The following is a 24,336-nucleotide window of genomic DNA, read 5'->3' as shown; positions in this document are numbered from 1 at the left end:
TACGGCCAACGCGGACGTGAACGCGGCATGCAACATCGCGGCTGGACGGGCCGTGACCGCGCGGGGAGGGGCGGCGTCGGTCACGCCCGCGAACCGCGAACCTCAACACTCCACACCTCCTCTGGTGGGTGTGTAGGAGTTGGAATCCCCCGCGTTCACGCGGGGGAGGACGTCAAGCGTGCGGGCTCCTTCTTCTACTCGGGCTGCTCAGGCGGACAGGACGGGCGGCTGGACACGGGCGCAGGCCCGCGACGAGCCGGGGCGCGGCTGGTGGGTCACTGGGCGAGCAGCCGGCCGCGTGCGGGCCGGTCGCCGTCCGCCCGCCGGCCCCGCAGGTAGGTCGCCAGAACGAGGCCGTCAAGCGTTCGCCCAGCGTAGGGCGTGAGCGGATGGCGGTGGTGCAGCAGGGACGGCTCGACGACGAACGTGGCGTCAGGGTCGAAGATCACAAGGTCGGCGTCGGCGCCGACGGCGATGCGTCCCTTGGTGCCGCTCGGTGCGGCGCCCGCCCCGCCGGTGCCGAGCCCCGGCGCGCCCAGCCCGACCAGGTCGGCGGGGCCGGAGCACATCCACCGGACGACGTCGACGAGGCCGTGCCCGCGGCGGCGTGCCTGGGTCCACACCGCGGCCAGGCCCAGCTGGACGGAGGCGATGCCACCCCAGGCCGTCCCGAAGTCACCGGTCTCGACGGATTTCAGCGCCGGGGTGGCTGGCGAGTGGTCGGTGACGACGCCGGCGAACAGGCCGGCGGCCAGGCCGTCCCAGAGCCGGTCCAGGTTCGCGCGTTCCCGGATGGGCGGCGCGCACTTGAAGACGGTCGCGCCGTCGGGGACCTCCTCGGCGGTGAAGGTCAGGTAGTGCGGGCAGGTCTCGACGGTCATGGGCAGGCCGGCCTCGCGGGCGGAGACGACGTCGTCGAGCGCCTGGGCCGCCGCCAGGTGCAGGACGTGCAAACGCGCGCCTGTCGAGGCGGTGAGCGCCGCGAGCGAGGCCACCGCGGCTTTCTCGGCGGCCGGCGGGCGGGAGCGCAGCCAGCTGGCGAACGTGCGGCCGGCCGCCTCAGGCGCCTCGGCGAGCACGGAGGGCGACTCGGCGTGGACGACGGTGAGGGCGTCCATCCGGGCGGTGTGCCGGGAGGCGGCGGCGAGCACGTCGAGGCTCACGTGCGGGAACTCCTCGACCCCTGAGGGTGCCAGGAACGCCTTGAACCCGAACACTCCGGCGTCGTGCAGCGCGGCGAGGTCGTCGAGCCGGCGGGCGTCGGCGCCGATGATCCCGCCCCAGAAACCGACGTCGACGGCGACCCGGCCCTCGGCCGCCGCCCGCTTGGCGGCCAGCGCGTCCAGCGAGGTGGTGGGGGGGATCGAGTTCAGCGGCATGTCGATGATCGTCGTCACGCCGCCGGCCGCCGCGGCCCGGGTGGCGCTGGCGAAGCCCTCCCACTCGGTCCGGCCGGGCTCGTTGACGTGGACATGCGTGTCGACCACGCCGGGCATGAGCACGAGGTCGCCGAGATCGGTGACGGCGACGCCGGATGGCACCTCGCCCGGCGCGGTGACCGCGGTGATCCGGCCGTCGACGACGTGGACGGCCGCGGTGCGCTCGCCGTCGGGCAGTACGACCCGACGCGACCGGATCACCTCGACGGCGTCCGGCGGCGTCGCGACACCGGCCTGCCCACCACTCATCCGCTCATCCGCGTTCCATCTCCCCAGGCTGCCTTATTCCCCAGATACGGAGCACCGCCCAGCGGATCGACCGGATCCGCGAGATCGACGAGGTCCACCGGGCGGACCGGTACCCGGCGCAGGTCCCGCCCGACCGCCGCCCGGACGGCGGCGAGGACCGCGGCGGTCGCCGTGCAGGTCGGGGTCTCCCCGACGCCCTTCACCCCGTAAGGCGCGTCCGGCTGCGGGTGGGTGAGTGCCACGAAGTCCAGCGCGGGGACGTCCGCCGTGGTGGGCAGCAGGTAGTCGTGCAGCGTCGGGTTGGTCACCACGCCGTCCACGGTCACCAGCTCCTCCATCACGGCCAGGCCGAGTCCCTGTGCGGTGCCGCCCTCGACCTGCCCGCGCAGCGACAGCGGGTTCAGCACGGTGCCGCAGTCCTGCGCGAGCGCCATCGACACGACGCGGACGAGCCCGAGGTCGAGGTCGACGTCCACCACGGCCCGGTGCGCCGCCGCGGCGAAGGCCACGTGCGGATCGCCCTGACCGTGCGCGTCCAGCGCGGTGGTGCGCCGGTGGTGGAAGGTGTGCTCGGCTTCGACCGGTCCCGCGGCGAGCGCCTCGGCCAGCGTGAGCCGGGTCCCCGTCTCGGCGCCGACGATCTCACCCCCGGTGATCACCAGGGCGCGCCGGGGTGCCTCGACGACCTCCGGCGGCAGGCCCAGCCGACGTGCCACCCGGGCCAGCAGCCGGTCGACCACCGCCACGCACGCACCGCGCACGGCGCCGCCGCTCATCCAGGTCTGGCGGGACGCGCTCGTCGACCCGGCGCTGCCCACCCCGGTGTCGGCGGGGCGCAGCACGACCTCGTCGACACCGAGCTCGGTCCGCGCGATCTGCCCGGCGACCGTGACGAACCCCTGCCCGACCTCGGCACACGCACTGTGGATCGTGGCGACCGGCCGGCCGTCCGCGTCAAGCTCGAGCCGCGCCCGCGCGGTGGAGGAGTCGTCGAAGCCCTCGGAGAACAGAAGGTTCTTGTAGGCCAGGGCGTATCCGACGCCGCGGCGGACGCGGGCGAGGTCCGCGTGCGCGCCGCGCCCCCCGGGACGGGCCGTCACCGGCGAGGCGGCGGTGAGCGCCGCCGGCAGCGGGCGCGCCGCGACCGCCTCGATCGCCTCCCGCGCCGGCAGCGGCGGCCCGAGGACCTGACCGGTGGGCAGGACGTCGCCGGGCCGCAGTGCGTTGCGCACCCGCAGCTCGACCGGGTCCATCCGGAGGCGGTCCGCGAGCCGGTCCATCTGCGCCTCGTGTCCGATCGTGACCTGCGGGACCCCGAACCCGCGCATCGCCCCGCACGGCGGGTTGTTGGTGCGCACGACGAGCCCGTCCAGCCGCGCGTTCGGCACCCGGTACGGCCCGGCGGCGTGCGTGACGGCGTTGGCGATCACCGCGGGGGACGACGACGCGTACGCCCCACCGTCCATGACGATCCGCGCGTGCACGCTGATCAGGTCACCCGCCTCGGTCGCGGTGTGGCGGAACCACATCCGGGCGGGATGGCGATGCGGATGGCCCAGGAAGGACTCGACCCGGTCGTAGGCGATGCGGACCGGCGTCCCGGTGGCCCGGGCGAGCAGCGCGCCGTGGACCTGCAGCGTGACGTCCTCGCGGCCGCCGAACGCGCCGCCGACGCCGGCGAGCTCGAGCCGGACCAGCTCCTCGGGCAGCCCCAGGCAGGCGGCGATCTGTTCGCGGTCGGAGTGCAGCCACTGGGTGGCCAGCCACATGTCGACGCCCCCGTCGGCGGCCGGCACGACCAGCGCCGCCTCCGGCGCGAGGAAGGCCTGGTCCTGCATGCCGACGAGGTAGCTGTCCTCGACGACCACCGGGCCGGCGGCGTCGGGATCGCCGTGTCTCAGGGTGATCTCACGGAACACGTTGCCGTCCGGGTGGAGCGGTTCGGCACCCGGCCCGGCGGCCACCTCGGGATCGACGAGGGGCGGCAGCGGCTCGTACTCGACCTCGACGGCCGCCAGCGCGCGCCGGGCGGTCGGCGCGTCGACCGCGGCGACGGCGGCGACCGGCTCGCCGGCGTAACGGGTCTCGGTGGCGGCGAAGACCGGCTGGTCGGCCACGATGAGGCCGTAGGTCGCCACACCGGGGACGTCCACCGCCGTCACCACCGCGGCGACTCCCGGGATGCGCAGGGCCGCGGCGGTGTCGACCCGCCGGATGCGCGCCCGCGGGTGGGGCGAGCGCAGGGTCCGGGCGTGCAGCATGCCGGGGGCGCTGAGGTCGCCGGCGTAGACGAACGTCCCGCCGGCCTTGGCCAACCCGTCGGGACGGAGCACCGACCCCCCGACGCCTCGCGCCCGGCCGGTCATGCCCACCCGGGCGGGCCGCCCCGCCCCGCCTGGACGGCGCGGACCGCCGCGAGGATGCGGCCGTACCCGGTGCACCGGCAGATGTTGCCCGCCAGTGTCTCCTGAATCTCATCCTCGTCGGCGCCCGGTCGGCGGGCGAGCAGGTCGGTGACCGCCACGACCAGGCCTGGGGTGCAGAAGCCGCACTGGACCGCCCCGTGCGCGACGAAGGCGGCACGCACCGCGGCGGCCGGCCCACCCGGGCCCAGCCCGGCCACGGTGACCACGCGGGCGTCGGCGGCGTCGGCGGCGAGGACGGTGCAGGCCGTGACCAGCCGGCCGTCCAGCAGCACCGAGCAGGCCCCGCACCGGCCCTGCTCGCAGGCGTCCTTCACGGAGGTGACGTCGAGCCGCTCCCGCAGGACCGTCAGCAGCGACTCCTCGAGCCGCGCCCCGGTAACGGCGCGCCGGGCGCCGTCGATGCTCAGGTGGTAGGAAAGCCGGCGCTCCCCGCCCAGGGGACCAGGCACGCCGCCGCTCACGGGGCGCTCTCACGCCGCGGCGCCGACCGGGCCGTGAGGCATCGAGCGAAGGCCCGGGCGGCCAGCACGCCGGCCGCGTGCACCCGGTACTCCAGGGGATGGCGCGGGTCCTCTCCCAGCGGCGGCGCCGCGCGGACACCGGCCGCGGCCAGCTCACCGAAGCGCCGTGCCAGGGCGGCCGGGGCCGTCCCGGTGGACCAGTCGACGTCGGCGGCGGCCAGCCGCTCGGCCTCGGCCACCCGCCACGGCCGGGCAGCCACGCCGCCCACGGCGCAGCAGACCCGCTCGCGGACCCGGTCGACGAGCAACGCGCAGGACACCAGCGACGGGAACGCGGCCTGCCGGCCACCGATCTTGAGGTAGGTCTGCGGGCCGCTCGGGCGGGGCACCCGGACCGCCGTCACCAGCTCGCCCGGCAGGCGGCCGGCGCTCAGGAAGTCGTCCAGGCCCGCGGCACGCGACCCGTCCTCGGAGGTGAGCAGTACCTCGGCCTGGGCCGCGGTGAGGAACGTGAGGAGGTCGCCGCGCGGGTTGGCGGAGCCGAGCGCCCCGCCGACCGTCCCGCAGTTGCGGATCTGGACGGACCCGACCACCCGGGACGTCGCCGCCAGGCCGGGCGAGAGTGACCATCCGGCCAGCTCGGTGTAGGTGACCCCGGCGCCGATCGTGAGGGTGTCCGCGCCTGCCCCGCGCACCCGCAGCTCCAGCACCCGGCGCAGCGCGACGATCGCCGCCGGCGGGCGCGTCCCGGTGCGCAGCGCGGGCACCAGATCGGTGCCGCCGGCCAGCAGCTCGACCGGCCGGCCCGCCCGTGCCTCGGCGGCGAGGGCGGCGACGGCCTCGCCGACCGTCCCGGGCCGGTGCAGAGCGGTGGACGGACCGCCGGGCGTCGTCATGGGCCCGACGATAGTGGTGGGACGTTACGTCGATGTTCAACGAACACTGCTCTACGTATCTTTGTGTTCACTGTTGAGAGTCGCCGGAGGCGACCCGGTACGCACGGACGACGACCACCCCTCGAAATGTCACGGAGTGACACACATCGGGCGCCCGCCCGAAACCCCGGATCGCTTCGGTGATGGGATGGCGCCGAGAACCGGAGCCGACCGGAGTCGACCGGAGCCGAGACCGGAGCGAAGACAGGGACGGATACCGGAGCGGGAGATCTGACCGCCGGGAGGCAAACTCGATGACCGGTCGCCTGACCAACACCGACCCGGCGCTGCGGCACGGCTGGCACCCGGTCGCCCGGTCGTCCGAACTCGCCGACGAGCCGATCGCCGTCCGGCTGCTCGGCGAGCCGTGGGTGCTGGCCCGGCTCGACGACCAGGTGGCGGCCTTCGCCGACCGGTGCCCGCACCGGCTCGCCCCGCTGTCGGCGGGACGGGTCGAGGGCCACGAGATCATCTGCGGCTACCACGGATGGCGGTTCGTCGCGTCCGGGGAGTGCACCGCGGTACCGGCGCTCGGCCCGGGGATACCGGCGCCGCGGCGGGCCCGCGCCATCCCGCCGTGGGGGGTGACCGAGCGGCACGGGCTGGTGTGGATCGCGCCCGCGGAGCCGTTCGCCGACATCATCGAGCTGCCGGAGGCGGCCGAGGACGGGTTCGACGACGCCTGGCTGCCCGCCGCGCGCACGACGGCCTGCGCCGGCCTGCTCGCCGACAACTTCCTCGACACCGCGCACTTCCCGTTCGTGCACGCCGCCACCATCGGCGCCGGCGAGGAGACCGTCGTCGCGCCGTACCGGGTGGACGCCGACGGCGACGGCTTCCTGGTCCGGATGGACCAGGAGGTCGCCAACCCGGAGGATCCGGGGGTCGCGGCCGGGCTCCGCCCGCTCATCCAACGCCGCACGTCGACGTACGTGTACCGCCCGCCGTTCATGCTGCGGCTGCGGCTGGAGTACCCCGACGCCGGGATCACCAACACGATCCTGTTCTGCCTGCAGCCCGAGAACGCCGCCGCGACCCGCGTCTACACCCGCATCCTGCGCGACGACCTGGACGGTGATCCCGCCCGGCTGGCCGAGGCCGTCCGCTTCGAGCAGGCGGTGCTCGACGAGGACCTCGCCCTGCAGGAGCGCTTCACCGTCGACGGACTCCCGCTGATCTCCGGGGACGGGGGGACGGCCGCGGAGGTCAGCATCCGCGCGGACGCGGCTGGCGTGGCGCTGCGCCGGGTGCTGGCCGCTGTCGTCGCCAGGGCAGCCCGCAGCTCTCCCACCAGGGCAGCGGATATCCGACACTGAAGCCGGCACGGCGGACGACGGCACCGACCTACCATGTGATCAGGCAGGTGGCCGACGTGACAGTGGCCGACATGAAGGGGGCCGACGTGACAGTGGCCGACTTCGCCGCGAGCGTCTCGGCGGCGAGCTGGGACGACCTTGACCCGCGCGAGTTCGACCGGTTGCGCCGGCTGGTCGGTGCCGCCGGGGGCCGCGGCGACAGCACGCTCGCCGCGATGTCGGACGAGCAGATCGCGCGGTCACTGGGCGTCGCGCTGGTCGAGGACGGCCGCACCCACCTCTGCGCGGGGGCGGTGCTGCTGTTCGGGCAGCCCGAGGCGCTGCGGGCGCACGTGCCGAACCACGAGGCCGCCATCCAGGTCATCGGGCCGGAGACCGGCGAGCCCACGGACGGGATGAACGACTTCTTCCGCTGGCCGCTGCTGCGTCTCACCGAGGAGCTGCTGGCCCGTTTCCGGGCCCGCAATCCCGAGCGCGAGATCCGTTACGAGCTGGTGCGCACCGGCGTGCCCGCCTACGCCGAGCAGGCGTTCCGCGAGCTGCTCGCCAACGCCTTCGTCCACCGCGACTACACCGCGCCCGGTGCCGTCCACGTGCAGTGGACCGGTGAGGGCGTCGAGATCTCCAGCCCCGGTGGCTACGCCGACGCGGTGCGCGACCCCGCCGCTCGGCTGCTCGCGCGGCCCCCGCGGCCGCGCAGCCCGCTGCTGGCGGACGCGTTCCGCCGGGCGGGGATCACCGACCGCTCCGGACGGGGGATCCGCCGGGCGCACGCCGCCCAGCTCCGCAACGGCCTGGCCGCGCCGGACCACACCGGCTCGACCGCCGACACCGTGGTCGCCGTGTTGCCCAGGCAACCCGCGGATCTCGCGTTCGCGCTGTTCGCCGTCGGCCGGGAGTACGGCGGACGTCCGCTGGCGCTGCCGGACCTGCTGGTTCTCACCGCCGGGCTGGGCGGGCGCACGCTGCGGACGGCCGACGTCGCCGAGCTTCTCGGCACCGACAAGGACCGGGCACGCCGGCACCTGACGGACATGGTTCACAACGGCCTGATGGACGTCGCCAGCGGAGGCGGCGTGCGGATCTGGGTGCCGTCCGCCCAGGTACGCCGCGCGCTGCGGGATGACGCGAGCCAGCTGCACGCGCGTTCGCCGCGCCCCGCGGGGCGCGGCGAACGCGCCGGGTCCACGACGGCGGCCGCGGACGCGCCGCGCGGCTCCGCGACGGCCAGCGCAGGCGCGCCGCGAGGGTCGGCAGCCGCGGCGCACCCCGCGCTGCGGGGCTGGGCCATCCCGGAGGGCGGCCCGGCGCTGCCGGCGCGGCGCGTCTCGGACGGCTGACCACCGCGTCAGGGCCGGACGTACAGCTCCCTACCGAGCTGGGCGATCAGACGAAGCGGCGAGGCGAGCCGGCAGCCGAGGTCGCGGGCCGCGGTGTCGACGGCCGCGAGCTGGCCGAGCACCGCCTCCCAGGGGGCGTCGCTCATCAGGCCCGCCACCGGCAGCGGGCAGGCGGCCAGCACCCAGCCGCGCTCGACGACGACGAACCCGCCTCCCATCCCCTCCAGCGCCCGGGCCGCGGTCAGCATGTCCGCGTCGCCGGCACCGACGATCACCACGTCGCCGGGGGCGGCCCCGGCGGTCGTTCCCAGCGCCCCCCGGGTGAGCCCGAGGCCGCGAACCATCCCGACCCGCACACGGTCGGCCCGGCCGGACCGGTCGAGCACCGCCGACTTGAGCAGGTCTCGGGACGGGTCGGCGACGACGACACCGTCACGCAGGGTCGGTTCCACCCGGGTGACGGTCACCCGCGGCGGCTCCCCGCCCGCGCCGAGCGGCCCGAGCCCGACCGAGGACGCCGAGACCCTCGAAACCCCGATCGGGGCCGCCGGGCTGGTGGCGACGGCGGGGGCCCGCACGTCGACGATGGTGAGTCGGGTGTCGCGCCGGCCGCTCCAGTGCATGCAGGGTGAGGTGAACGAACCGGTGTAGAGGCCGGCGGGCAGGCGCACCGAGGATGACGCCCACATCGGGGCCACGTCGAAGTTGTCGAACAGCGCGCGGCCGCGCTCGGCCGCGATCCGCCCACCGGCCACCACGACGTCCGGGGGGAGCCGCGCGGTCAGGTCCTGCACGATCTGCAGGTCGGCGAGCCGGGCCGGAGCGATCGAGCCGAGCACGTGGTCGAGGCCGAAGGCGCGCGCGGGGGTGAGGGTGGCGTCCCGGACGACACGGACGGCGGCGCCGCCCGCTCGGATCTCCTCCCGTACCCGGTCGTCGAGGTGATCGGAGATCAGACCGCCACCCACCGGCGGCATCTCGGCTCCGGCGGGCCCGCCGACGAGATGGGCGGCGCCCGGCAGGAACGCGGCGGGCCCGGCGCTCCCGATGAACGGGCCGGGCACCCCCGTCAGCGGGCTCACCTGCCGGGGGACGGCACGCGCGACGTCCACGGCCTCGACGGTGGCCTGGTGCGGCGCGGTGGCCTCGTACGGCGTGGTCGCTTCATATGGCCCGGTGGTGTCGTAGGGCGCGCTGCCCTCGTGCGGCGCGGCGGGACGGGACGGGCCGGCGAGCCCGTCGCGGGTGCCGGCGGGGCCGCGGGGCAGGACACGCAGCGGTGTGCCGGTGCGCAGCACGAGCGAGCGGCCGCGCGGGCCGTGGATCTGCTCGATCTCGGCGAGGTCGGTCAGCACCGTCACCGTGCCGCGCGGGACGACGAGCCGGGCGAGCTCCCCCGGGCCGAGCAGCGTCCGCTCGACCGACGCGCGGGCGTCGACGTAGGCCGGGAGCACGAACCGGCCGGCCGCGTCCAGGCTGCGGCGGGCGCCCACGGCGCTCGGCCGGGTCACCGCGGCGATGTAGCGGCCGGCGATGAGAATGTCGCGCCGCATCATCTCGCCGGACTGGACGACGAAGACCACCCCGCCGCGGATCGCGAAGTCGGCCTCGGCGCGGCCGGTGGCGATGTCGCGCAGCCGCTCGAGCTCGTCCGGGGTGGGGGTGAGGGGCTCGCGCAGCGGAGTGGGCACCGTCACCGGGCGGGGGGCCCGGCTGCCGCGCGCGGCGCCGGCGCGGCCGGGGACGGGCGTCGCCCGGCGGCGGCCGGGCACCCGCGCCACCGCGGGCGCGGCGAGCGGCGGAAGCGACCGCAACGGCCCGGCAGGCACCACCCCCGGCGCGGCCGGCCCTGGTGTCACCGGCACGGGTGCGGCCGGGAGCGCGTGGGAGGGGACGGCGTCGACCGTACGGTCGACGTCCCGCTCAGCGGTCATGACGCCCTCCGGAACTCACCGGTCGACGCCGCCGACCGCCCGGCCACGGACCCGCGCAGCGAGCCCCGCAGCGGCCGGGCCGACCTCGACCCCGCCACGACGCGACCACACCCGCACGTTCCGACGCATTGCTGTACAACCGCATTCTCGTACGGGAGCGACACGTCGCGTGGTGGGGTGTCAGGAAGCAAGCAGTGCCAGGTGCGCCACATCACAGCCCGTGACCTGCGGTTGCGCACTCGGACGGCCGCCGGCTGCCCGCCGCGGGGTGCCACGCCGCTCACCCGCGCCGGGTCGGGCCGGGCCCGTACCGGGCGAGCACGACGGCCTCGGCGAGGCCCACCAGGGCGTAGACCGCAACACTGGCGGCGGTGATCACGACCACCGAGGCCCACACCCCGCCGTAGTCGAACGTCTGTTGCGCGCGTTGCATGAAGTAGCCCAGGCCCTTGCCGGTGGCCAACCATTCCGCGAGCAGCGCGCCGATGATCGCGCCAGGTACCGAGATGCGCGCCGAGACGAACAGCGCGGGCAGGGAGCTCGGGAGCGCCACCTTGCGCAGCACCGTGAACGGCCCGCCGCCGTGGGCGACGACGAGGTCGGCGGCGGCCGCGGGCCCGGAGCGCAGCCCGAACACCAGGTTCACCAGGGACGGGAAGAACACGACGATCCCGGCGATCACCGAGACCGCCAGCAGGCCGCGGCCGAAGACGAGGGTGAGCAGCGGTGTCATCGCGACCAGGGGCACCGAGCGCAGCATCATCGCCACCGGCATCAGCGACTGCTCGACCGCGCGGTTCAGCACGAACGCGACGGCCACGCCGAGCGCGGCGAGGGTGCCGGCGACGTAGCCGACCGCGGCGTCGCCGAGGGTGTGCCACAGGCCGTCCAGGATGACGGAACGGTTCTGGGCGGCGTCCGGCTCGGTGAACAGGTACTTCCAGACCGCCCCGGGGTCCTTGGCGACGAGGGCGTTGAGGTCGAAGACCTCGATGAAGGCGTACCAGAGCCCGACGATCACCGCGGTGGACGCGACGACCGAGAGCAGGGTCCGCCCGGCCCGCGCGGCAATCGCCCCCGCCACCCGGCTGCCACGGCCGCCGGACGATGCGGTGTCCGGCGTCACGGTGCTCATCGGGCGCCTCCAGGGTTACCGCGGGGGGCCCAGGGCGTCAGCAGCCGGGCCAGCAGCGCGGTCAGGGCGTAGCCGAGACCGGCGATGGTGGAGGCGACCAGGGCCAGCGCCCAGGTGCGCGGCACCTCCAGTGCCTGCTGCGAGTTGACCATGGCGATCCCGAGGCCGCGGTCGGCGCCGAGGAACTCGCCGATGATCGCACCCAGGATCGCGGCCGGCGCGGCGATCTGCAGCGCCGCGAAGGTGCTCGGCAGGGCTGCGCGCAGCCGGACGTAGCGCATCTGGTGGACGACGCCGCCGCCGCTGGCCCGGATCACGTCGAGGCTGGCCGGGTCGGCCGCGCGCAGGCCGAGCAGGGTGCCGACCAGCGTCGTGAAGAACACCGAGATCCCGGCCAGTGCCTTCTGCGGCGTGCTGCCGTCGAAGACCGTGGTCAGGATCGGGCCGATCGCGATGATCGGCAGGCAGTAGGAGGCCACCCCGATCTGGAGCAGCACCCGCTCGACGACGGGGACGCCGAAGAACAGCACCGCGAGGCCGATCGCCAGGCCGTTGCCGACGAGCCAGCCCTGGGCCGCGATCGACACGGTCGACCGGGCGGACGTCCAGAGCAGGCGATGGTCGTCCCCCAGGGCACGGACGACCTCCCAGGGCGTGGGCACGACGCTTCCGCGGTCGAGCAGCGTGACGGCGAGCAGCCACCACACGGCGACCAGGCCGACGACGCCGATCGTCCCGCCGAGCCACGCGGGCCGGGTCATCCGGCCTCCCCTGCCGTCGGGCCGGTACCGGCGAACAGGAGCGTGGACAGCTCGTCGTGCAGCTCGTGGAACCGGGCGGTGCGCAGCATCTCCGGGGTGCGCGGGCGCGGCAGGTCGATGTCGACGCGCGCCGCGATGCGCCCGGGGCGGGCGGTCATCACCGCGACGGTGTCGGAGAGGATGACCGCCTCGGGGATCGAGTGGGTCACCAGGATGGTGGTCGTCGAGCGTTCACTCCAGATGCGCAGCAGCTCGAAGTTCAGGCGCTGGCGGGTCATGTCGTCGAGGGCGCCGAACGGCTCGTCGAGCAGCAGCACCTTGGGCTGCACGACGAGGGCGCGGGCGATCGCGACCCGCTGGCGCATGCCGCCGGAGAGCTGCGCGGGCCGGGCCCGCTCGAAGCCGGTCAGCCCGACGAGAGCGATCAGGTCGCTGATGACCTTGCGTTCGGCCTTCAGGCCGCTGACCTCCAGCGGCAGCCGGATGTTCGCCTCGACCGACCGCCAGGGCAGCAGGGCGGCGTCCTGGAAGGCGATGCCGAGGTGGTGCGCCCGGCGGGCCACCGACGGCACCTCGCCGTGCACCAGCGCCGTCCCGGCCGTCGGGGCGTCCAGGTCCGCCAGGATCCGCAGCACGGTGGACTTGCCGCAGCCCGAGGGGCCGATCAGGGTCATGAACGAGCCCTCCGCCGTCGCGAGGTTGACGTCGTCGAGGGCCACGACGCGACCGCGGCCCATGCGGAACTCCCTGCCGAGCCCGGTCACGCTCACACCGGACCCGTCGGGCGCGGCCGGCGGGGTCGGCGGGGTCGGGGCAGAGGCGGGTTCCGGTGTGGGCGTGGCCGATGTCGTCATACGAGATCAGGCTTCTCCTCGTAGAGCTCCTTGATGATGGACAGGTCGAACAGCTCCTCGGCGGTGATGCTCACGCCCGCGATCCCGAGGGTGTCGATGTTCTCCTCGACAAGCTTGTCGGTGACCGTGAACAGGCCGTTCGCCTTCGTGTCGGCGGTGAGGATGAGAGCGTTCTGGTCCTTGCTCTCCAGGGTCTGCTCCTCCTCGTCCAGACCGAGGTCCTTTCCGTAGACGGTCGCCGCCAGGTGCGCGCCGAGCGCGGGATCGGCCAGCGAGTCCTTCCATCCGCGGATCTCGGCGGTGAGTGCGGCCTTGATCTTGTCCCGTTCCTTGTCGATGGACTCGGTACGGACCATGTAGGTCTCGGAGACCAACGGGTAGTTGTGGTCTGCGAGCAGGAAGGTCGTCACCTCGAAACCCTTGACGCGCAGCAGGTTCGGTTCGTTCGTGACGAAGGAGAACCAGCCGTCCACGGTGCCCGTGGTGAGCGGGAGCGGGTCGAACTCGACCGGCACCTTTTCGATCGACTTCGGGTCGATCTTGTTCGCCTTGAGGAACGCCGTCCACACACTCTCATTGGTCGCCTGCACGCCAATCCTCTTGCCGATCATCTCCTGGGGGCCGGCGATGGGCTTGTCCGCCATGGAGACGATCGCGAACGGGTTCTTCTGGTACTGCGCGCCAACGATCTTGATCGGTGCGCCGTTGAGGATGGCGTTGCCGGTGATGTCGGGGGCGGAGATGCCGATGAACGCCTTGCCGGTCGCGACGTCGGTGTCCTGTGGCGTCGCGGACGGGCCGCCGGCGATCATGTTGACGCCGGAGAAGCCGGCCGCCTTGTAGTAGCCCTTCTGATCCGCGATGTAGGCACCGGCGAACTCGGTGTTCTTGATCCAGGAAAAGCGGATGTCGAGGACACCGAAACCGCTGCCGGACGAGCCGCCGTCACTGCTGTCATCACCGCACGCGGCGAGCAGGCCGCCGCCGCCGAGCGCGAGCAGCGCCGCCCCGGCCGTCGCCCCCATTCCCCCGCGCAGGAACCCGCGTCTGCCGAAACCCGTGCTGCTGCCTGTTGCCACCGAACCCCCATCGAACGCGCCCGCGACACCCCGTTCAGCCGTTCCCATCCGACCTGCCAGGCGGTTCCACGGACGCTAGAAAGCAGGAGTATCGGACCTATCGCGGTCACGTGAACAACCAGTTACCAGGCATCGGGACCCACGGTTCCCGGGACATCGGGCCATTTCACGATCCGGGCCACCGAATCCGAAAACGGGGAGATCACCGACGTCATCTCGGCGGCACCGGCGAGAAACACCGACGAAAAGGGAAACCGGCGGGCGGGCGCACCGGCCGGTCGAAATGACGATGTCCGCAAACCGGCGGCCGGGCCCCGCGCGAAGACGGCACGAAGTGGGCGCGAAGGGACGTCGACAGGGCTGGCACGCGGCCGGGGCGCGGGTGGTTCGGGCCGGCGGGCGGGTGCGTGTAGGCTTCGCGCTCGTGCTGCTGAGCCCGCATGAACAGGAACGCCTGCTCATCCATGTGGCGGCCGGACTGGCCCGGGAACGCCGCGCACGCGGGCTGCGCCTCAACTATCCGGAGGCGACCGCGCTGCTCACCTCGTTCCTGCTCGAGGGCGCGCGGGACGGGCGTACCGTCGCCGATCTCATGGCGGCCGGGCGGGGCGTGCTGACCCGCGACGACGTCATGGAGGGCGTGCCGGAGATGCTGGCCGAGGTCCAGGTCGAGGCCACCTTCCCGGACGGCACGAAGCTCGTCACCGTCCACCAGCCGATCCCTTGATCCCCGGCGACCCCTTGATCCCCGGCGAGATCGTCACCGCGCCCGGCACGGTGCGGCTGAACCCGGGCCGGCCGACCCGGGTGCTGGTCGTGCGCAACACGGGCGACCGGCCCGTCCAGGTCGGGTCGCACTACCACTTCGCCGCCGCGAACCCGGCTCTCGACTTCGACCGCGAGGCCGCCTGGGGCTACCGGCTGGCCGTCGCGGCGGGCACCGCCGTCCGGTTCGAGCCCGGGGTCGAGCGCGAGGTCGAGCTGGTCGCCCTGGCCGGTGCCCGGGTCGTCCCGGGGCTGCGCCCGGAGTGGGCCGGCCCGCTCGACGGTGGCCGCGGTGACCGTAAGGGGAGCGGGGAGTGAGTGAGCTGGAGCGGTCCCGGTACGCCACCCTGTACGGGCCGACGGTGGGCGACCGGATCCGCCTCGCGGACACCGACCTGTTCATCGAGGTCACCGACGACCTCAGCCGCGGCCCGGGCGGCACGGCCACCGGCGACGAGGCGGTGTTCGGCGGCGGCAAGGTCATCCGCGAGTCGATGGGCCAGGCCCGCGCCACCCGCGCGCAGGGCGCACCCGATCTGGTGATCACCGGTGCGGTCGTGCTCGACCACTGGGGAGTCGTCAAGGCCGACGTCGGCATCCGGGACGGACGGATCAGCGCGCTGGGCAAGGCCGGCAACCCCGACACCATGGACGGCGTCCACCCGGATCTGGTGATCGGCCCCGGCACCGAGATCATCGCGGGCAACGGGAAGATCCTCACCGCGGGCGCGGTCGACACCCACGTCCACTTCATCTGCCCGCAGCAGGTCCCCGAGGCCCTCGGCACGGGCGTCACCACGCTCATCGGCGGCGGCACCGGGCCGGCGGAGGGCACCAAGGCGACGACCGTCACCGCGTCGCCGTGGAACCTGCACCGGATGATGTCCGCGATGGACGGCTGGCCGGTCAACGTCGCCCTGCTCGGCAAGGGCAACACGGTCAGCGAGGACGCGATGTGGGAACAGCTGCGCGCCGGCGCGGCCGGCTTCAAGCTGCACGAGGACTGGGGCACCACCCCGGCGGCCATCGACGCCTGCCTGCGTGTCGCCGATGCCTCGGGGGTGCAGGTGGCGCTGCATTCCGACACCCTCAACGAGGCCGGATTCGTCGAGGACACCCTCGCCGCGATCGCCGGCCGGGCGATCCACGCCTACCACACCGAGGGTGCCGGCGGCGGGCACGCGCCGGACATCATCACCGTCGCGTCGTTCCCGAACATCCTGCCGTCGTCGACGAACCCCACCCGGCCGCACACGGTCAACACCCTCGACGAGCACCTCGACATGCTGATGGTCTGCCACCATCTGAACCCGTCGGTGCCCGAGGACCTGGCGTTCGCGGAGAGCCGCATCCGGCCGTCCACGATCGCGGCCGAGGACATCCTGCACGACCTGGGCGCGATCTCGATGATCGGCTCGGACTCGCAGGCGATGGGCCGCATCGGCGAGGTCGTCACGCGGACCTGGCAGACCGCGCACGTCATGAAACGCCGCCGCGGCGCGCTGCCCGGCGACACGGTCGCCGACAACAACCGGGCCCGGCGCTACGTCGCCAAGTACACGATCTGCCCGGCGGTGGCGCACGGCCTGGACGCCGAGATCGGGTCGGTGGAGGCCGGGAAGCTGGCCGACCTGGTGCTCTACGAGCCGGCCTTCTTCGGGGTGCGGCCGTCGCTGGTCCTCAAGGGCGGTTTCATCGCGTGGGCGGCGATGGGCGACGCGAACGCCTCGATCCCGACCCCGCAGCCGGTGCTGCCGCGGCCCATGTTCGGCGCCGCCCCCGGCCCGGCCGCGGCGAGTTCGCTGATGTTCGTCGCGCCCGCGGCGCTGCAGGACGGCCTCGACGAGCGGCTGGGCCTGGCGAAGCCGATGGTCGCCACGGCGGACGTCCGCCGGCGGGGCAAGGCGGACCTGCCGGAGAACACCGCGACGCCGGACATCCGCGTCGACCCGGACACCTTCACCGTGCGCATCGACGGCGAGGCGGTGGAGGCGGCTCCGGCCGCCGAGCTGCCCATGGCCCAGCGGTACTTCCTCTTCTGATCCTGCCTCTCATCCAGGGCCGGCGGCGCCCGCCGGGGATGGCGCGCGGCCGGGTTCTCGGACCTCCGGGGGGCTTGACCCACGGCCGCCGCCGTGCCCGCAGCCTGTAGTGGTCCCGTCTCGGCGTGTCGCCGCCGGAACGCGGGGCCGGTCGGGAATCATGTGCTGTGCCGCCCCTGGCCCGGCTCACGAAAGGCACCCCGATGGACGCGACCACGCCCCGAAAAGCCCGGGCCCGGGCCACCGTGCCCATCGTCGCGCCGACCAACTACAACGACTTCTCCCAGCCGGTGGACCGCCTGCGCGACGGCATTCCCATGCTGGTGGATCTCGAGCACGGCGGCGAGACCCTGGAACGCCGGTTCCTCGACTTCGCCGCCGGCGCCGTCTACGCCCTGGCCGGGCACATCGAACGGATCGCCCCGCACGCCTACCTCGTCGTACCGGCGGGCGTGGAGCTGCCCGCCGAGGACGTCCACCACCTGCGGGAGACGTACCTCGGGCGCGGCCACAGCACCGCGCCCGGCATCAGCGTGCGGCGTTCTTGACGAACTGCGGGCGGTAGGACGACTCATCCCCGGCGAAGTACGAGCCGCGCACGTGCCGGCGCACGGCCGAGTCGTCGGTCGCCCGTGCCGCCGCGTGCCAGGTGTAGGCGTCGTGGAGCAGGACGTCGCCCCGGTCGGCGTACACCGCGATCTCGCCGGGGACCTTCTCGAACCCGAGCGGCATCTCGAACGGCGGCGGCGTGTCGGTGTACCCGCCGGCCGGGCGGGCGTCGGCCGGGACAGCCACACCGTTGATGTTGCGGTACGGGGCGGGTGTGGCCCACTGGTGGCTGCCGGGCACCATCCGCAGGAAGCCGTTCGCCGGGCTCGTCGCGTCGATGTGAATGGTGAACGCCAGCCCGGGCCAGACGTCCAGGCTGGGCATCGCCTGCCAGTCGGAGTGCCACCCGATGCGGCTGTAGCCGGACTCGCGGCCCGGGCGGGCGTCCTGGTAGATGATGCCGGCCTTGTCCGAGTCGTTCAGCCAGATTCCGGGGCCCGCCCCGGGACCGATCAGGTTACGGACGACGTCCACCAGCACCGGATGGGCCGCCGCCGCGCGCACGGACGGCGCGAGCTCCTCGACGTGCTCGACGTAGTTGACGAAGCGCGCGGCCTTGCCGGCGTCGTCGAGGTACTGGGTGGAGCCGTGGCGGGCGGGAAGAGCACCGGAGAGCACACCGGCCTGGGCGGCGGCGCACTCGGTCTCGATCTGGGTGGTGAGCGGCTCGCCCAGGACGCCGCGGAGGATCACGAACCCGTACCGCCGGTAGAACGCCACGATCTTGTCCAGATCAAGCCCGGCGGCCGTCACCGGCGGGTCGGCGTCCGTGGGCCGGAAGGCCCCCAGCTCGGCGAACGGGGTGAGCACGGACGATCCCATCGGTTGCCTCCAGCGGCACGTCAGGCGGATGCCTGACGATGTTGGTCAGATGCCTGACCGTGTGGGCGGTGCCTGACGGCGTGGGCGAACGTCTGACGGTGTAGTCAGCGGCGACCGGACCGGCGCGAGTCGGAGCTGCCGCCGGTGCCGCTCGAGCTCGACGCCCGCCGCTCGCACTCCCACTCGTGGTCATCATCATCCCATTCGGCCACGTAGCCGGCCCGGCAGCTGGGCTTCGGCGGGCGGTCCGAGCAGGCGGCCAGTCCTGAGGACAGTCCCAGGACCGTGACCAGGGTGAGCGCGACTCGGGCGCGGATGCCCCCGAGCCGCGCGGGTCGCCCCGAGCTCAGAACAGACACGGTTATCCCCCATCTCCGACGCGGCCGGACTGCTGCCGGCCGCACTTCAGGCCTGCCGCCGGCTCCGCGGCGACGGCCGCAAACGCTGCCATATCCGGGAGCTCACGATGGTGGATCTGTCGCCGACGTGACCTGCTGCCGGACCCGGTCCGGCGGTCGATTGCGACGGCGCGCGCGATCCGGACCGGCGGCCCGGGCCGGGGGCACAGGGCGTGGTGGGCAAAGATAGGTGGATGGACGCGGACCCACCGATGACAGGTCACGTGGAGGCACGGGCAGCGCTGCTGCTCCTGGCCGACGGGCGTCTACCCGCCGGCGGGCATGCCCACTCCGGAGGCGTCGAGGCCGCCGTGCTCGACGGGAGCATCACCGGGCTCAGGGACCTCGCCGAGTTCCTTCGCGGCCGCCTCGCGACGTCCGGGCTGCTCGCCGCGTCCTTCGCGGCGGCGGTGTGCCGGTCGGTCCGTGCGGCCGGCCCCGCTACCGAGCTGGCGGCGGACGTCCTCGCCGTCTTCGAGGCCGAGGTCGACGCCCGCACGCCCTCGCCCGCCCAGCGGGCCGCCAGCCGCGCGCAGGGCCGTACCCTGATGCGGGTGGCCCGCGCGGCCTGGGCGGTCCCGGCGCATCCGGCGGCGCCACACCACTGTGTGGCGCTCGGCATCGTCGCCGCCGCGGCCGGGCTCGAGCCGCGGGACGCGGCGCTGGCGGCCGCCCACGCGTCCGTCAACGGCCCGGCGACGGCGGCCGTCCGCCTGCTCGGGCTCGACCCGCTGGCCGTCACCGGTGTCCTCGCCGAGATCGCCGCCGAGGTCGACCGCATCGCGGCGGCCGCCGACACGGCGTCGGCGCTGCGCGCCCCGGAGCGCCTGCCCGCCGGGAGCGCGCCCCAGCTGGACCTGCTGGCCGAACGGCACCGCACCGCCGAGGTCCGGATGTTCACCTCCTGATGGAGCCACCGGGTCAGCGGGCGGCGGGCCGCGCGCTGGCGGCGAAGGCCGCCGCGGTCAGCTCCCGGAAGCAGCGCAGGGCGCCCTCGCCCTCCAGATGACCGGAGATCTCCAGGCTGACCGCGCCGTGGGCGGCGGCGTGCAGGAGACGGGCGACCGGCTCCGGATCGTCGCCGCCGAGCAGCCCGGCGGCCATCGCGTCCCGCACCGCGTCGACGAGGACGGCCAGGCTCGCGCGCGCCACCTCCAGCGACTCCGGGCCGGGCTCGTAACCGGGCACGGCCCGCTCGAACATGACGGCGTAGAACGACCGGTCGGTGAGCGCGCTGCGCCGGTAGGCGTGGGCCAGCTCGTGCAGGCGGACGAACGGGTCGGCTGCCACGACGGCCTCGAGCCGGGCCCGCAGCCGCTCGAACCCCTCCCGGTAGAGCGCGTCGGCCACGCCGTCCTTGCCGCCGAAGACCGTGTAGAGCACGGTGGTCGACGCGCCGATCGCCGTGGCGACACGCCGCATCGTCAGCGCCTGCGGGCCGGCGCTGACCAGCAGCTCGGCGGCCGCCTCGATCGCCTCACGCCGCAGCGCCTCCCCCGCCACGGCACGGGAACGGCGGACGGCGCCGTCCGCGACGCTCACCGGTCCACCCGCGGGCGCCGCCCGCCACCGCAACCCGACCCGGCCGCTTCGACGGGCGGGGGCGGTGCGGCGCCGGTCTCCTCCGCCTGCCAGTCCGGGAGCGGGCGGTAGATCGGGACGCCGTTCGCCTCCAGCTCGGCCCGCAGGTCGAAGTACTCCTGGCCGAACGGGTCGGCGCCGCGCAGCCGCATCGTCCCGCGCCGGATCGCCACCTGGTGGGGCGCCAGCCGACCCGCCTTCTCGAGGTAGACCGCCGCTGCCTCGATCTGGCCGGCGCGGTACAGATGGATCCCGATGGCGGCGGCCAGCCGGGCGCGCTGGTCGTCATCGGACGGCGGGCGCAGGTGCCGACGGACGTCCTCGGCGCCGAGCCCCGGTCGCCCGGTCGTCACCCATCTGCGCAGCGCCGCGAGCGCGCGGGCGGAGTCGATGCCGTTCATGGACCGGAAGGTGTCCGTCGCGGTCTGCGTGTCAGGCGGCCGGACGAGGCGGCCGGCCTCGTCGATCCAGAACACGGTCGGGACGTTGGTCAGGTTGTAGCGCCCGGCCAGCACCCCGTCGGTGTCGATCAACGCGGGATGGTTTCCGCCGGCGGCGTCGATCCACTCCCTGGCGGCCGCCGGGTCCGCGTCCAGCGCGACCGTGACCAGGGTGAACCCCTGATCGGCGAGCTCGTCGTGCTGGGCCGCCCAGGCCGGCAGGTCGTAGCGGCAGCCGCACCAGGACGCCCAGGCGACGACGGCGACCTTGCGCCCCCGCAGGTCCGACAGCGCGGTCAGCCTGCCCTCCAGGTCGGGCAGCGCCACGTCAGGCGCGACACCGGCGTCGGGGGCTCCGCCGTCGAGCAGGCCGCGCAGCTCGTGGCTGGCCGCCGCCGGGCCGAGCGCGGCCACCCCCCGCGCCGCGTCGACCATGGCGAGCCGCCCGGTCAGCCCGGCGAACTCGGCGACGTCGATCCAGTCCTCCGCGCCGAGCCCCCGCTCCCCCGCGCCGAGCCGCCGCGCGGCGACGGACGCGGGGATGCAGACGTCGCCGCGGCACCACCCCTGTGGCCGCAGGCGCCACCCGAGCAGCCCGCCGCCCTCGGCCGGGCGGACGAGCACCCGCCCCGACCGGCCCGGGCCACCGGGCTCGACCCGCGCGTGCAGCAGGCTCGTTCGCCCGGCCTCCAGAACCGTCACATCCATTGTCTCGATCTCGTCCACCCATCGACCGTAACGCCGTTCCCAATAAAAAACAACGTTATCGATCTTCCGTTTCCATACTGTCGCAGCACGGGGCTACGCTGCGCAGGCCGGGCTGTGGTGCCAGCCCGGGGCGCGCGTGACTGCGCCGATCAGCACAGACCAGCGCCGACCAGCAAGACCCAGCGAGACGAGGAGCGACCGGTGCACCTGGAACACGATCGGCCTCTCGGCGGCGGGGGCGCGCCGGCCGCGTCCGGGGGCGCGGGCCCGCGCTGGCAGAGCCCGCCGGGCACGCCCGCCGGGCCGGCGCCCACCGACCGGGCCCTGCGGGTGGGGGTCGGCGGCCCGGTGGGAAGCGGGAAGACGGCCCTGGTGGCCGCGCTGTGCCGGGCGCTGGCCGGGCGGATCAGGCTCGGCGTGGTGACGAACGACATCTACACCACCGAGGACGCAGACTTCCTGCGCTCGGCCGGGGTCCTCGACCCGGGGCGCATCCGCGCGGTGGAGACGGGATGCTGCCCGCACACGGCGATCCGCGACGACATCACCGCCAACCTCGACGCGGTCGAGGATCTCGAGTCCGACCTCGGCCGGCTCGACCTCATCCTGGTCGAGAGCGGTGGCGACAACCTGACCGCGACGTTCAGCTACGGCCTCGTCGACCGGCAGATCTTCGTCATCGACGTCGCCGGCGGCGACAAGGTGCCCCGCAAGGGCGGGCCGGGCGTGGCCGGCAGCGACCTGCTGGTCGTCAACAAGACCGATCTCGCTCCGCTCGTCGGCGCCGACCTGGCCGTGATGGCCCGGGACGCGGCCGCGATGCGCGGCGGGCGCGCCGACCGCCCGGTGCTGTTCACCAGCCTCCGCTCCGACGCGGGAGCCTCGGACGTCGCCGACTGGGTCCTCGCCCAGCTGCCGTCGCCCGCCCGCCCGCAGTGAACTCGCCCGCAGTGAACTCGTCCGCAGCGAGCCCGCCCGCGGTCAGCCCGCACGTGGCGCCGTCCCGCACGACCGTTCGGGCGCGCGCCGCGCTCCAGGTCGAGCTGGACGGCGGCGGGACGGCCAGGATCACCGAGCTGCGCGCGGCGGTACCCGTGCTGCCGCGGCGCACCGGCGGGTCGGGGCGCGTCGTGGTGGTCCACCTTGTGGGTGGTGCGGGTGGCCCGCTCGCCGGCGACGACCTGGGCCTGGACATCGTCGTCGGCGCCGGGGCGCACCTGGTGGTGCGGTCGGTGGCCGCGACCGTGGCCCTGCCCGGCCACGGCGCCGGGCCGTCGACGTTCGCGCTGCGGGCCCAGGTCGGGCCGGCCGCGACGCTGTCGTTCCTCCCGGAGCCGACGGTCGTCGCCCGGGGAGCCCGCCACCGGATGACCACCGAGATCATCCTGGCGGCGGACGCGCGGCTGCGGTACCGCGAGGAGATCATCCTTGGCCGCTTCGGCGAGCCGGGCGGCGACCTCGAGACCTCCCTCCGGGTGGACGTCGACCAGGCACCGGGCCCGGCGCCCACCACCGACGCCGGTACCGCCCCCGATCCCGCCCCCGGGCCGCGGAGACGGCCGCTGCTGCACCAGGAGCTGCGGCTGGGCCCGCACGTCCCGGGGGTGGCCGGGCCGGCGGTACTCGCCGGCGCCCGTGCCGTCGGGTCAGTCCTGGTCGCCGGGCCGGCAACCGGTCTCGAGCCGGTCACCGCCGCGGTAGGGGACAGTGTCGCCCTGATGCCCCTGGCCGGACCGGGGGTCCTCGTCTGCGCGCTGGCGGACGACGCCCTCGCCCTGCGCCGCCGTCTCGACTCCCTGGCCGGCGTCCTGACCGGCTCCCTGGCCGACCCGCTTCCCGGCGGGAGCTGAGTAGGTGCGCCCCTTCCAGGCGGCGCCCCGGCCGGCGCGGTGCCGCCGGGCCGAGTCCATGGTCATGGCCAGGTAGAGGGCCGCGGTGAACGGCAGCGCGAGCGAGGAGAGCACGGGCTGGTCGTAGTACCGCAGCATCGGTCCGAACGTCGTGATCATGACCGACCAGGCGAGCAGCCCGGCGGCGGCCACCGCCACGTTTCCGGCGGCGATGCCGGCGATGGTCGCGACGACCGGGGCGACGAAGACCAGGCCGAGCCCGAGAACCGTGCCCACGAGTAGCAGCGGCGACCAGAACAACTGCGCGTAGGCGGTGCGCGCCACCATGTGCCACAGGTCCGCCAGCCGCGGGTACGGCCGGTGGCTGGAGACGTGGTCGGCGAGCCCGAGCCAGGTCCGCCCGCCGGACTTCTTGATCACGCGGGCCAGCGCGACGTCGTCGATCACCGCGTCCCGGATGGCGTCCAGCCCACCGGCGTCGGCGAGCGCCCGGCGGCGGACGAGCGAGCATCCCCCGGCGGCGGCGGCGACCCGCGAGTCCGGGTCGTTGGACCACCGGAACGGGTAGAGCATCGCGAAGAAGTAGACGAAGGATGGCACGATGAGGCGTTCCCATCCGGTGTTGACCCGCAGCCGCGCCATCTGCGAAACGAGATCAAGCCGGCGGGCCGTCGCCGCCCGGACGAGCTCGCGCACCGAGCTCGGATCGTGCGCGATGTCGGCGTCGGTCAGCAGCAGGAACTCGGGCGCGCCGGCCGCGGCGATGCCGTGCCGCAGCGCCCAGAGCTTGCCCGTCCAGCCGGCCGGCGGCTCGCTCGACCCGATGACGGTGAGCGCCACCGCCGCCTCGGGACGGGCCGCCGCCGCCCGCGCCGCCAGCTCCCGGGCCAGCTCGCCCGTCCCGTCGGTACTGGCGTCATCCACCAGAATGATGCTCAGGCACCCGGGATAGTCCTGCGCGAGCAGTGAGGGAAGCGTGTCGGGAAGGACGTCCGCCTCGTCACGCGCGGGGACCACGGCGACTACCGCCGGCCACTGTTCCGGTGGCGGTCCGTCGCCGGCGGGCAGCCTTTGATCGGTCCGCCAGAAGAATCCTCGGAACAGCGCCAGGAAAATCCAGGACGCGAGCGAGATCAGCGCAATCACCAGCAGTGGAAGCACGCCAGGGAGGATGCCACACAGCCGGCGCCGC

22 protein-coding genes and 1 pseudogene are annotated in these 24,336 nt (G+C 74.5%); 9 read left to right on the top strand and 14 right to left on the bottom strand.

Annotation, left to right across the window (positions count from 1 at the left end):
• Positions 1-275 precede the first annotated feature (275 nt).
• The 4 genes from allB to AC559T_RS12305 are packed head-to-tail and all read right to left on the bottom strand — an operon-like array spanning position 276 to position 5,471.
• On the bottom strand, positions 276-1,688 hold the full coding sequence (gene allB, locus AC559T_RS12320) for an allantoinase AllB (RefSeq protein ID WP_498868781.1): 1,413 nt from the start codon (positions 1,686-1,688) through the stop codon (positions 276-278).
• Entirely contained in the window at positions 1,685-4,054 is a 2,370-nt protein-coding gene (gene pucD / locus AC559T_RS12315; protein WP_498868780.1) for a xanthine dehydrogenase subunit D, read from the bottom strand. Before pucD ends, allB begins: the two co-directional genes overlap by 4 nt.
• Positions 4,051-4,575 carry a (2Fe-2S)-binding protein gene (locus AC559T_RS12310; RefSeq protein ID WP_235015103.1) on the bottom strand — a complete coding sequence of 175 codons (525 nt, stop codon included), beginning with the start codon at positions 4,573-4,575 and terminating at the stop codon, positions 4,051-4,053. Before AC559T_RS12310 ends, pucD begins: the two co-directional genes overlap by 4 nt.
• Positions 4,572-5,471 (bottom strand): FAD binding domain-containing protein, encoded by a 900-nt coding sequence (locus AC559T_RS12305; protein WP_112109350.1) that lies wholly within the window; start codon positions 5,469-5,471, stop codon positions 4,572-4,574. Before AC559T_RS12305 ends, AC559T_RS12310 begins: the two co-directional genes overlap by 4 nt.
• Before the next feature lie 293 nt (positions 5,472-5,764).
• On the opposite strand from AC559T_RS12305, the gene AC559T_RS12300 reads away from it, so the two are divergent.
• Together AC559T_RS12300 and AC559T_RS12295 are read left to right on the top strand one after the other, a co-directional pair.
• The gene (locus AC559T_RS12300) at positions 5,765-6,826 is read left to right on the top strand and encodes a Rieske 2Fe-2S domain-containing protein (RefSeq protein ID WP_498868779.1); all 1,062 of its coding nucleotides are present in this window, start codon (positions 5,765-5,767) and stop codon (positions 6,824-6,826) included.
• A 47-nt stretch (positions 6,827-6,873) separates the two neighbouring features.
• A complete protein-coding gene (locus tag AC559T_RS12295; RefSeq protein WP_498868778.1) occupies positions 6,874-8,166 on the top strand; it encodes an ATP-binding protein in 1,293 nt (430 codons plus the stop codon).
• Positions 8,167-8,174: 8 nt separating this feature from the next.
• On the opposite strand, the gene AC559T_RS12290 is transcribed toward AC559T_RS12295, so the two are convergent.
• From AC559T_RS12290 to AC559T_RS12270, 5 genes are all read right to left on the bottom strand, one after another.
• Complete coding sequence (locus AC559T_RS12290; protein ID WP_498868777.1) at positions 8,175-10,100, bottom strand: adenine deaminase C-terminal domain-containing protein; 1,926 nt, start codon at positions 10,098-10,100, stop codon at positions 8,175-8,177.
• A 280-nt stretch (positions 10,101-10,380) separates the two neighbouring features.
• The gene (locus AC559T_RS12285) at positions 10,381-11,235 is read right to left on the bottom strand and encodes an ABC transporter permease (protein ID WP_498868776.1); all 855 of its coding nucleotides are present in this window, start codon (positions 11,233-11,235) and stop codon (positions 10,381-10,383) included.
• The gene (locus tag AC559T_RS12280; protein WP_112109346.1) at positions 11,232-11,996 is read right to left on the bottom strand and encodes an ABC transporter permease; all 765 of its coding nucleotides are present in this window, start codon (positions 11,994-11,996) and stop codon (positions 11,232-11,234) included. The genes AC559T_RS12285 and AC559T_RS12280 overlap by 4 nt, the downstream gene beginning before the upstream one ends.
• Positions 11,993-12,850, bottom strand: coding sequence for an ABC transporter ATP-binding protein (locus tag AC559T_RS12275; protein WP_498868775.1), 858 nt, complete (start codon positions 12,848-12,850; stop codon positions 11,993-11,995). Before AC559T_RS12275 ends, AC559T_RS12280 begins: the two co-directional genes overlap by 4 nt.
• On the bottom strand, positions 12,847-13,875 hold the full coding sequence (locus tag AC559T_RS12270; RefSeq protein WP_498868784.1) for an ABC transporter substrate-binding protein: 1,029 nt from the start codon (positions 13,873-13,875) through the stop codon (positions 12,847-12,849). The genes AC559T_RS12275 and AC559T_RS12270 overlap by 4 nt, the downstream gene beginning before the upstream one ends.
• Positions 13,876-14,353: 478 nt before the next feature.
• On the opposite strand from AC559T_RS12270, the gene AC559T_RS12265 reads away from it, so the two are divergent.
• From AC559T_RS12265 to AC559T_RS12250, 4 genes are all read left to right on the top strand, one after another.
• Positions 14,354-14,656: an urease subunit gamma gene (locus AC559T_RS12265; RefSeq protein WP_026239939.1), complete on the top strand. Its 303-nt coding sequence runs from the start codon at positions 14,354-14,356 to the stop codon at positions 14,654-14,656.
• A 14-nt stretch (positions 14,657-14,670) separates the two neighbouring features.
• Entirely contained in the window at positions 14,671-15,012 is a 342-nt protein-coding gene (locus AC559T_RS12260; protein WP_071060462.1) for an urease subunit beta, read from the top strand.
• A complete protein-coding gene (locus tag AC559T_RS12255; protein WP_071060396.1) occupies positions 15,009-16,736 on the top strand; it encodes an urease subunit alpha in 1,728 nt (575 codons plus the stop codon). The genes AC559T_RS12260 and AC559T_RS12255 overlap by 4 nt, the downstream gene beginning before the upstream one ends.
• Before the next feature lie 203 nt (positions 16,737-16,939).
• On the top strand, positions 16,940-17,284 hold the full coding sequence (locus AC559T_RS12250) for a cell division protein SepF (protein WP_071060395.1): 345 nt from the start codon (positions 16,940-16,942) through the stop codon (positions 17,282-17,284).
• On the opposite strand, the gene AC559T_RS12245 is transcribed toward AC559T_RS12250, so the two are convergent.
• On the bottom strand, positions 17,265-18,167 hold the full coding sequence (locus AC559T_RS12245; protein ID WP_498868774.1) for a phytanoyl-CoA dioxygenase family protein: 903 nt from the start codon (positions 18,165-18,167) through the stop codon (positions 17,265-17,267). The genes AC559T_RS12250 and AC559T_RS12245 overlap by 20 nt on opposite strands.
• Positions 18,168-18,271: 104 nt before the next feature.
• Positions 18,272-18,526 (bottom strand): hypothetical protein, encoded by a 255-nt coding sequence (locus AC559T_RS12240; RefSeq protein WP_498868773.1) that lies wholly within the window; start codon positions 18,524-18,526, stop codon positions 18,272-18,274.
• Positions 18,527-18,777: 251 nt separating this feature from the next.
• Here AC559T_RS12240 and AC559T_RS12235 point away from each other — a divergent pair, with 251 nt between their 5' ends.
• Entirely contained in the window at positions 18,778-19,473 is a 696-nt protein-coding gene (locus AC559T_RS12235) for an urease accessory protein UreF (protein WP_248832504.1), read from the top strand.
• 13 nt (positions 19,474-19,486) lie between these two features.
• Here AC559T_RS12235 and AC559T_RS12230 read toward each other — a convergent pair whose 3' ends face one another.
• Positions 19,487-20,107: a TetR/AcrR family transcriptional regulator gene (locus AC559T_RS12230; protein WP_498868772.1), complete on the bottom strand. Its 621-nt coding sequence runs from the start codon at positions 20,105-20,107 to the stop codon at positions 19,487-19,489.
• Positions 20,104-21,312: a redoxin domain-containing protein gene (locus tag AC559T_RS12225; RefSeq protein WP_498868771.1), complete on the bottom strand. Its 1,209-nt coding sequence runs from the start codon at positions 21,310-21,312 to the stop codon at positions 20,104-20,106. The genes AC559T_RS12230 and AC559T_RS12225 overlap by 4 nt, the downstream gene beginning before the upstream one ends.
• A gap of 183 nt (positions 21,313-21,495) precedes the next feature.
• Here AC559T_RS12225 and ureG point away from each other — a divergent pair, with 183 nt between their 5' ends.
• Together ureG and AC559T_RS12215 are read left to right on the top strand one after the other, a co-directional pair.
• Positions 21,496-22,233 (top strand): urease accessory protein UreG, encoded by a 738-nt coding sequence (gene ureG, locus AC559T_RS12220; RefSeq protein ID WP_020463153.1) that lies wholly within the window; start codon positions 21,496-21,498, stop codon positions 22,231-22,233.
• Positions 22,234-22,244: 11 nt separating this feature from the next.
• Entirely contained in the window at positions 22,245-23,144 is a 900-nt protein-coding gene (locus AC559T_RS12215) for an urease accessory protein UreD (protein ID WP_498868770.1), read from the top strand.
• Positions 23,145-23,183: 39 nt separating this feature from the next.
• Here AC559T_RS12215 and AC559T_RS12210 read toward each other — a convergent pair.
• Positions 23,184-24,290: pseudogene (locus AC559T_RS12210) on the bottom strand (glycosyltransferase); the annotation flags it as partial.
• Positions 24,291-24,336 lie beyond the last annotated feature (46 nt).

Origin of the sequence: Frankia sp. Hr75.2 (assembly GCF_949319125.1) — a bacterium.
GTDB lineage: Bacteria > Actinomycetota > Actinomycetes > Frankiales > Frankiaceae > Parafrankia > Parafrankia soli.
This window is presented reverse-complemented; position numbering and strand designations above follow the sequence as displayed.

What these genes read in the sequence shown, in the direction of transcription:
- allB (WP_498868781.1), bottom strand. Translation starts at nt 1,688, where the DNA reads ATGAGTGGTGGGCAGGCCGGTGTCGCGACGCCGCCGGACGCCGTCGAG.
- pucD (WP_498868780.1), bottom strand. Translation starts at nt 4,054, where the DNA reads ATGACCGGCCGGGCGCGAGGCGTCGGGGGGTCGGTGCTCCGTCCCGAC.
- AC559T_RS12305 (WP_112109350.1), bottom strand. Translation starts at nt 5,471, where the DNA reads ATGACGACGCCCGGCGGTCCGTCCACCGCTCTGCACCGGCCCGGGACG.
- AC559T_RS12300 (WP_498868779.1), top strand. Translation starts at nt 5,765, where the DNA reads ATGACCGGTCGCCTGACCAACACCGACCCGGCGCTGCGGCACGGCTGG.
- AC559T_RS12290 (WP_498868777.1), bottom strand. Translation starts at nt 10,100, where the DNA reads ATGACCGCTGAGCGGGACGTCGACCGTACGGTCGACGCCGTCCCCTCC.
- AC559T_RS12285 (WP_498868776.1), bottom strand. Translation starts at nt 11,235, where the DNA reads ATGAGCACCGTGACGCCGGACACCGCATCGTCCGGCGGCCGTGGCAGC.
- AC559T_RS12280 (WP_112109346.1), bottom strand. Translation starts at nt 11,996, where the DNA reads ATGACCCGGCCCGCGTGGCTCGGCGGGACGATCGGCGTCGTCGGCCTG.
- AC559T_RS12275 (WP_498868775.1), bottom strand. Translation starts at nt 12,850, where the DNA reads ATGACGACATCGGCCACGCCCACACCGGAACCCGCCTCTGCCCCGACC.
- AC559T_RS12270 (WP_498868784.1), bottom strand. Translation starts at nt 13,875, where the DNA reads ATGGGGGCGACGGCCGGGGCGGCGCTGCTCGCGCTCGGCGGCGGCGGC.
- AC559T_RS12250 (WP_071060395.1), top strand. Translation starts at nt 16,940, where the DNA reads ATGGACGCGACCACGCCCCGAAAAGCCCGGGCCCGGGCCACCGTGCCC.
- AC559T_RS12245 (WP_498868774.1), bottom strand. Translation starts at nt 18,167, where the DNA reads ATGGGATCGTCCGTGCTCACCCCGTTCGCCGAGCTGGGGGCCTTCCGG.
- AC559T_RS12235 (WP_248832504.1), top strand. Translation starts at nt 18,778, where the DNA reads ATGACAGGTCACGTGGAGGCACGGGCAGCGCTGCTGCTCCTGGCCGAC.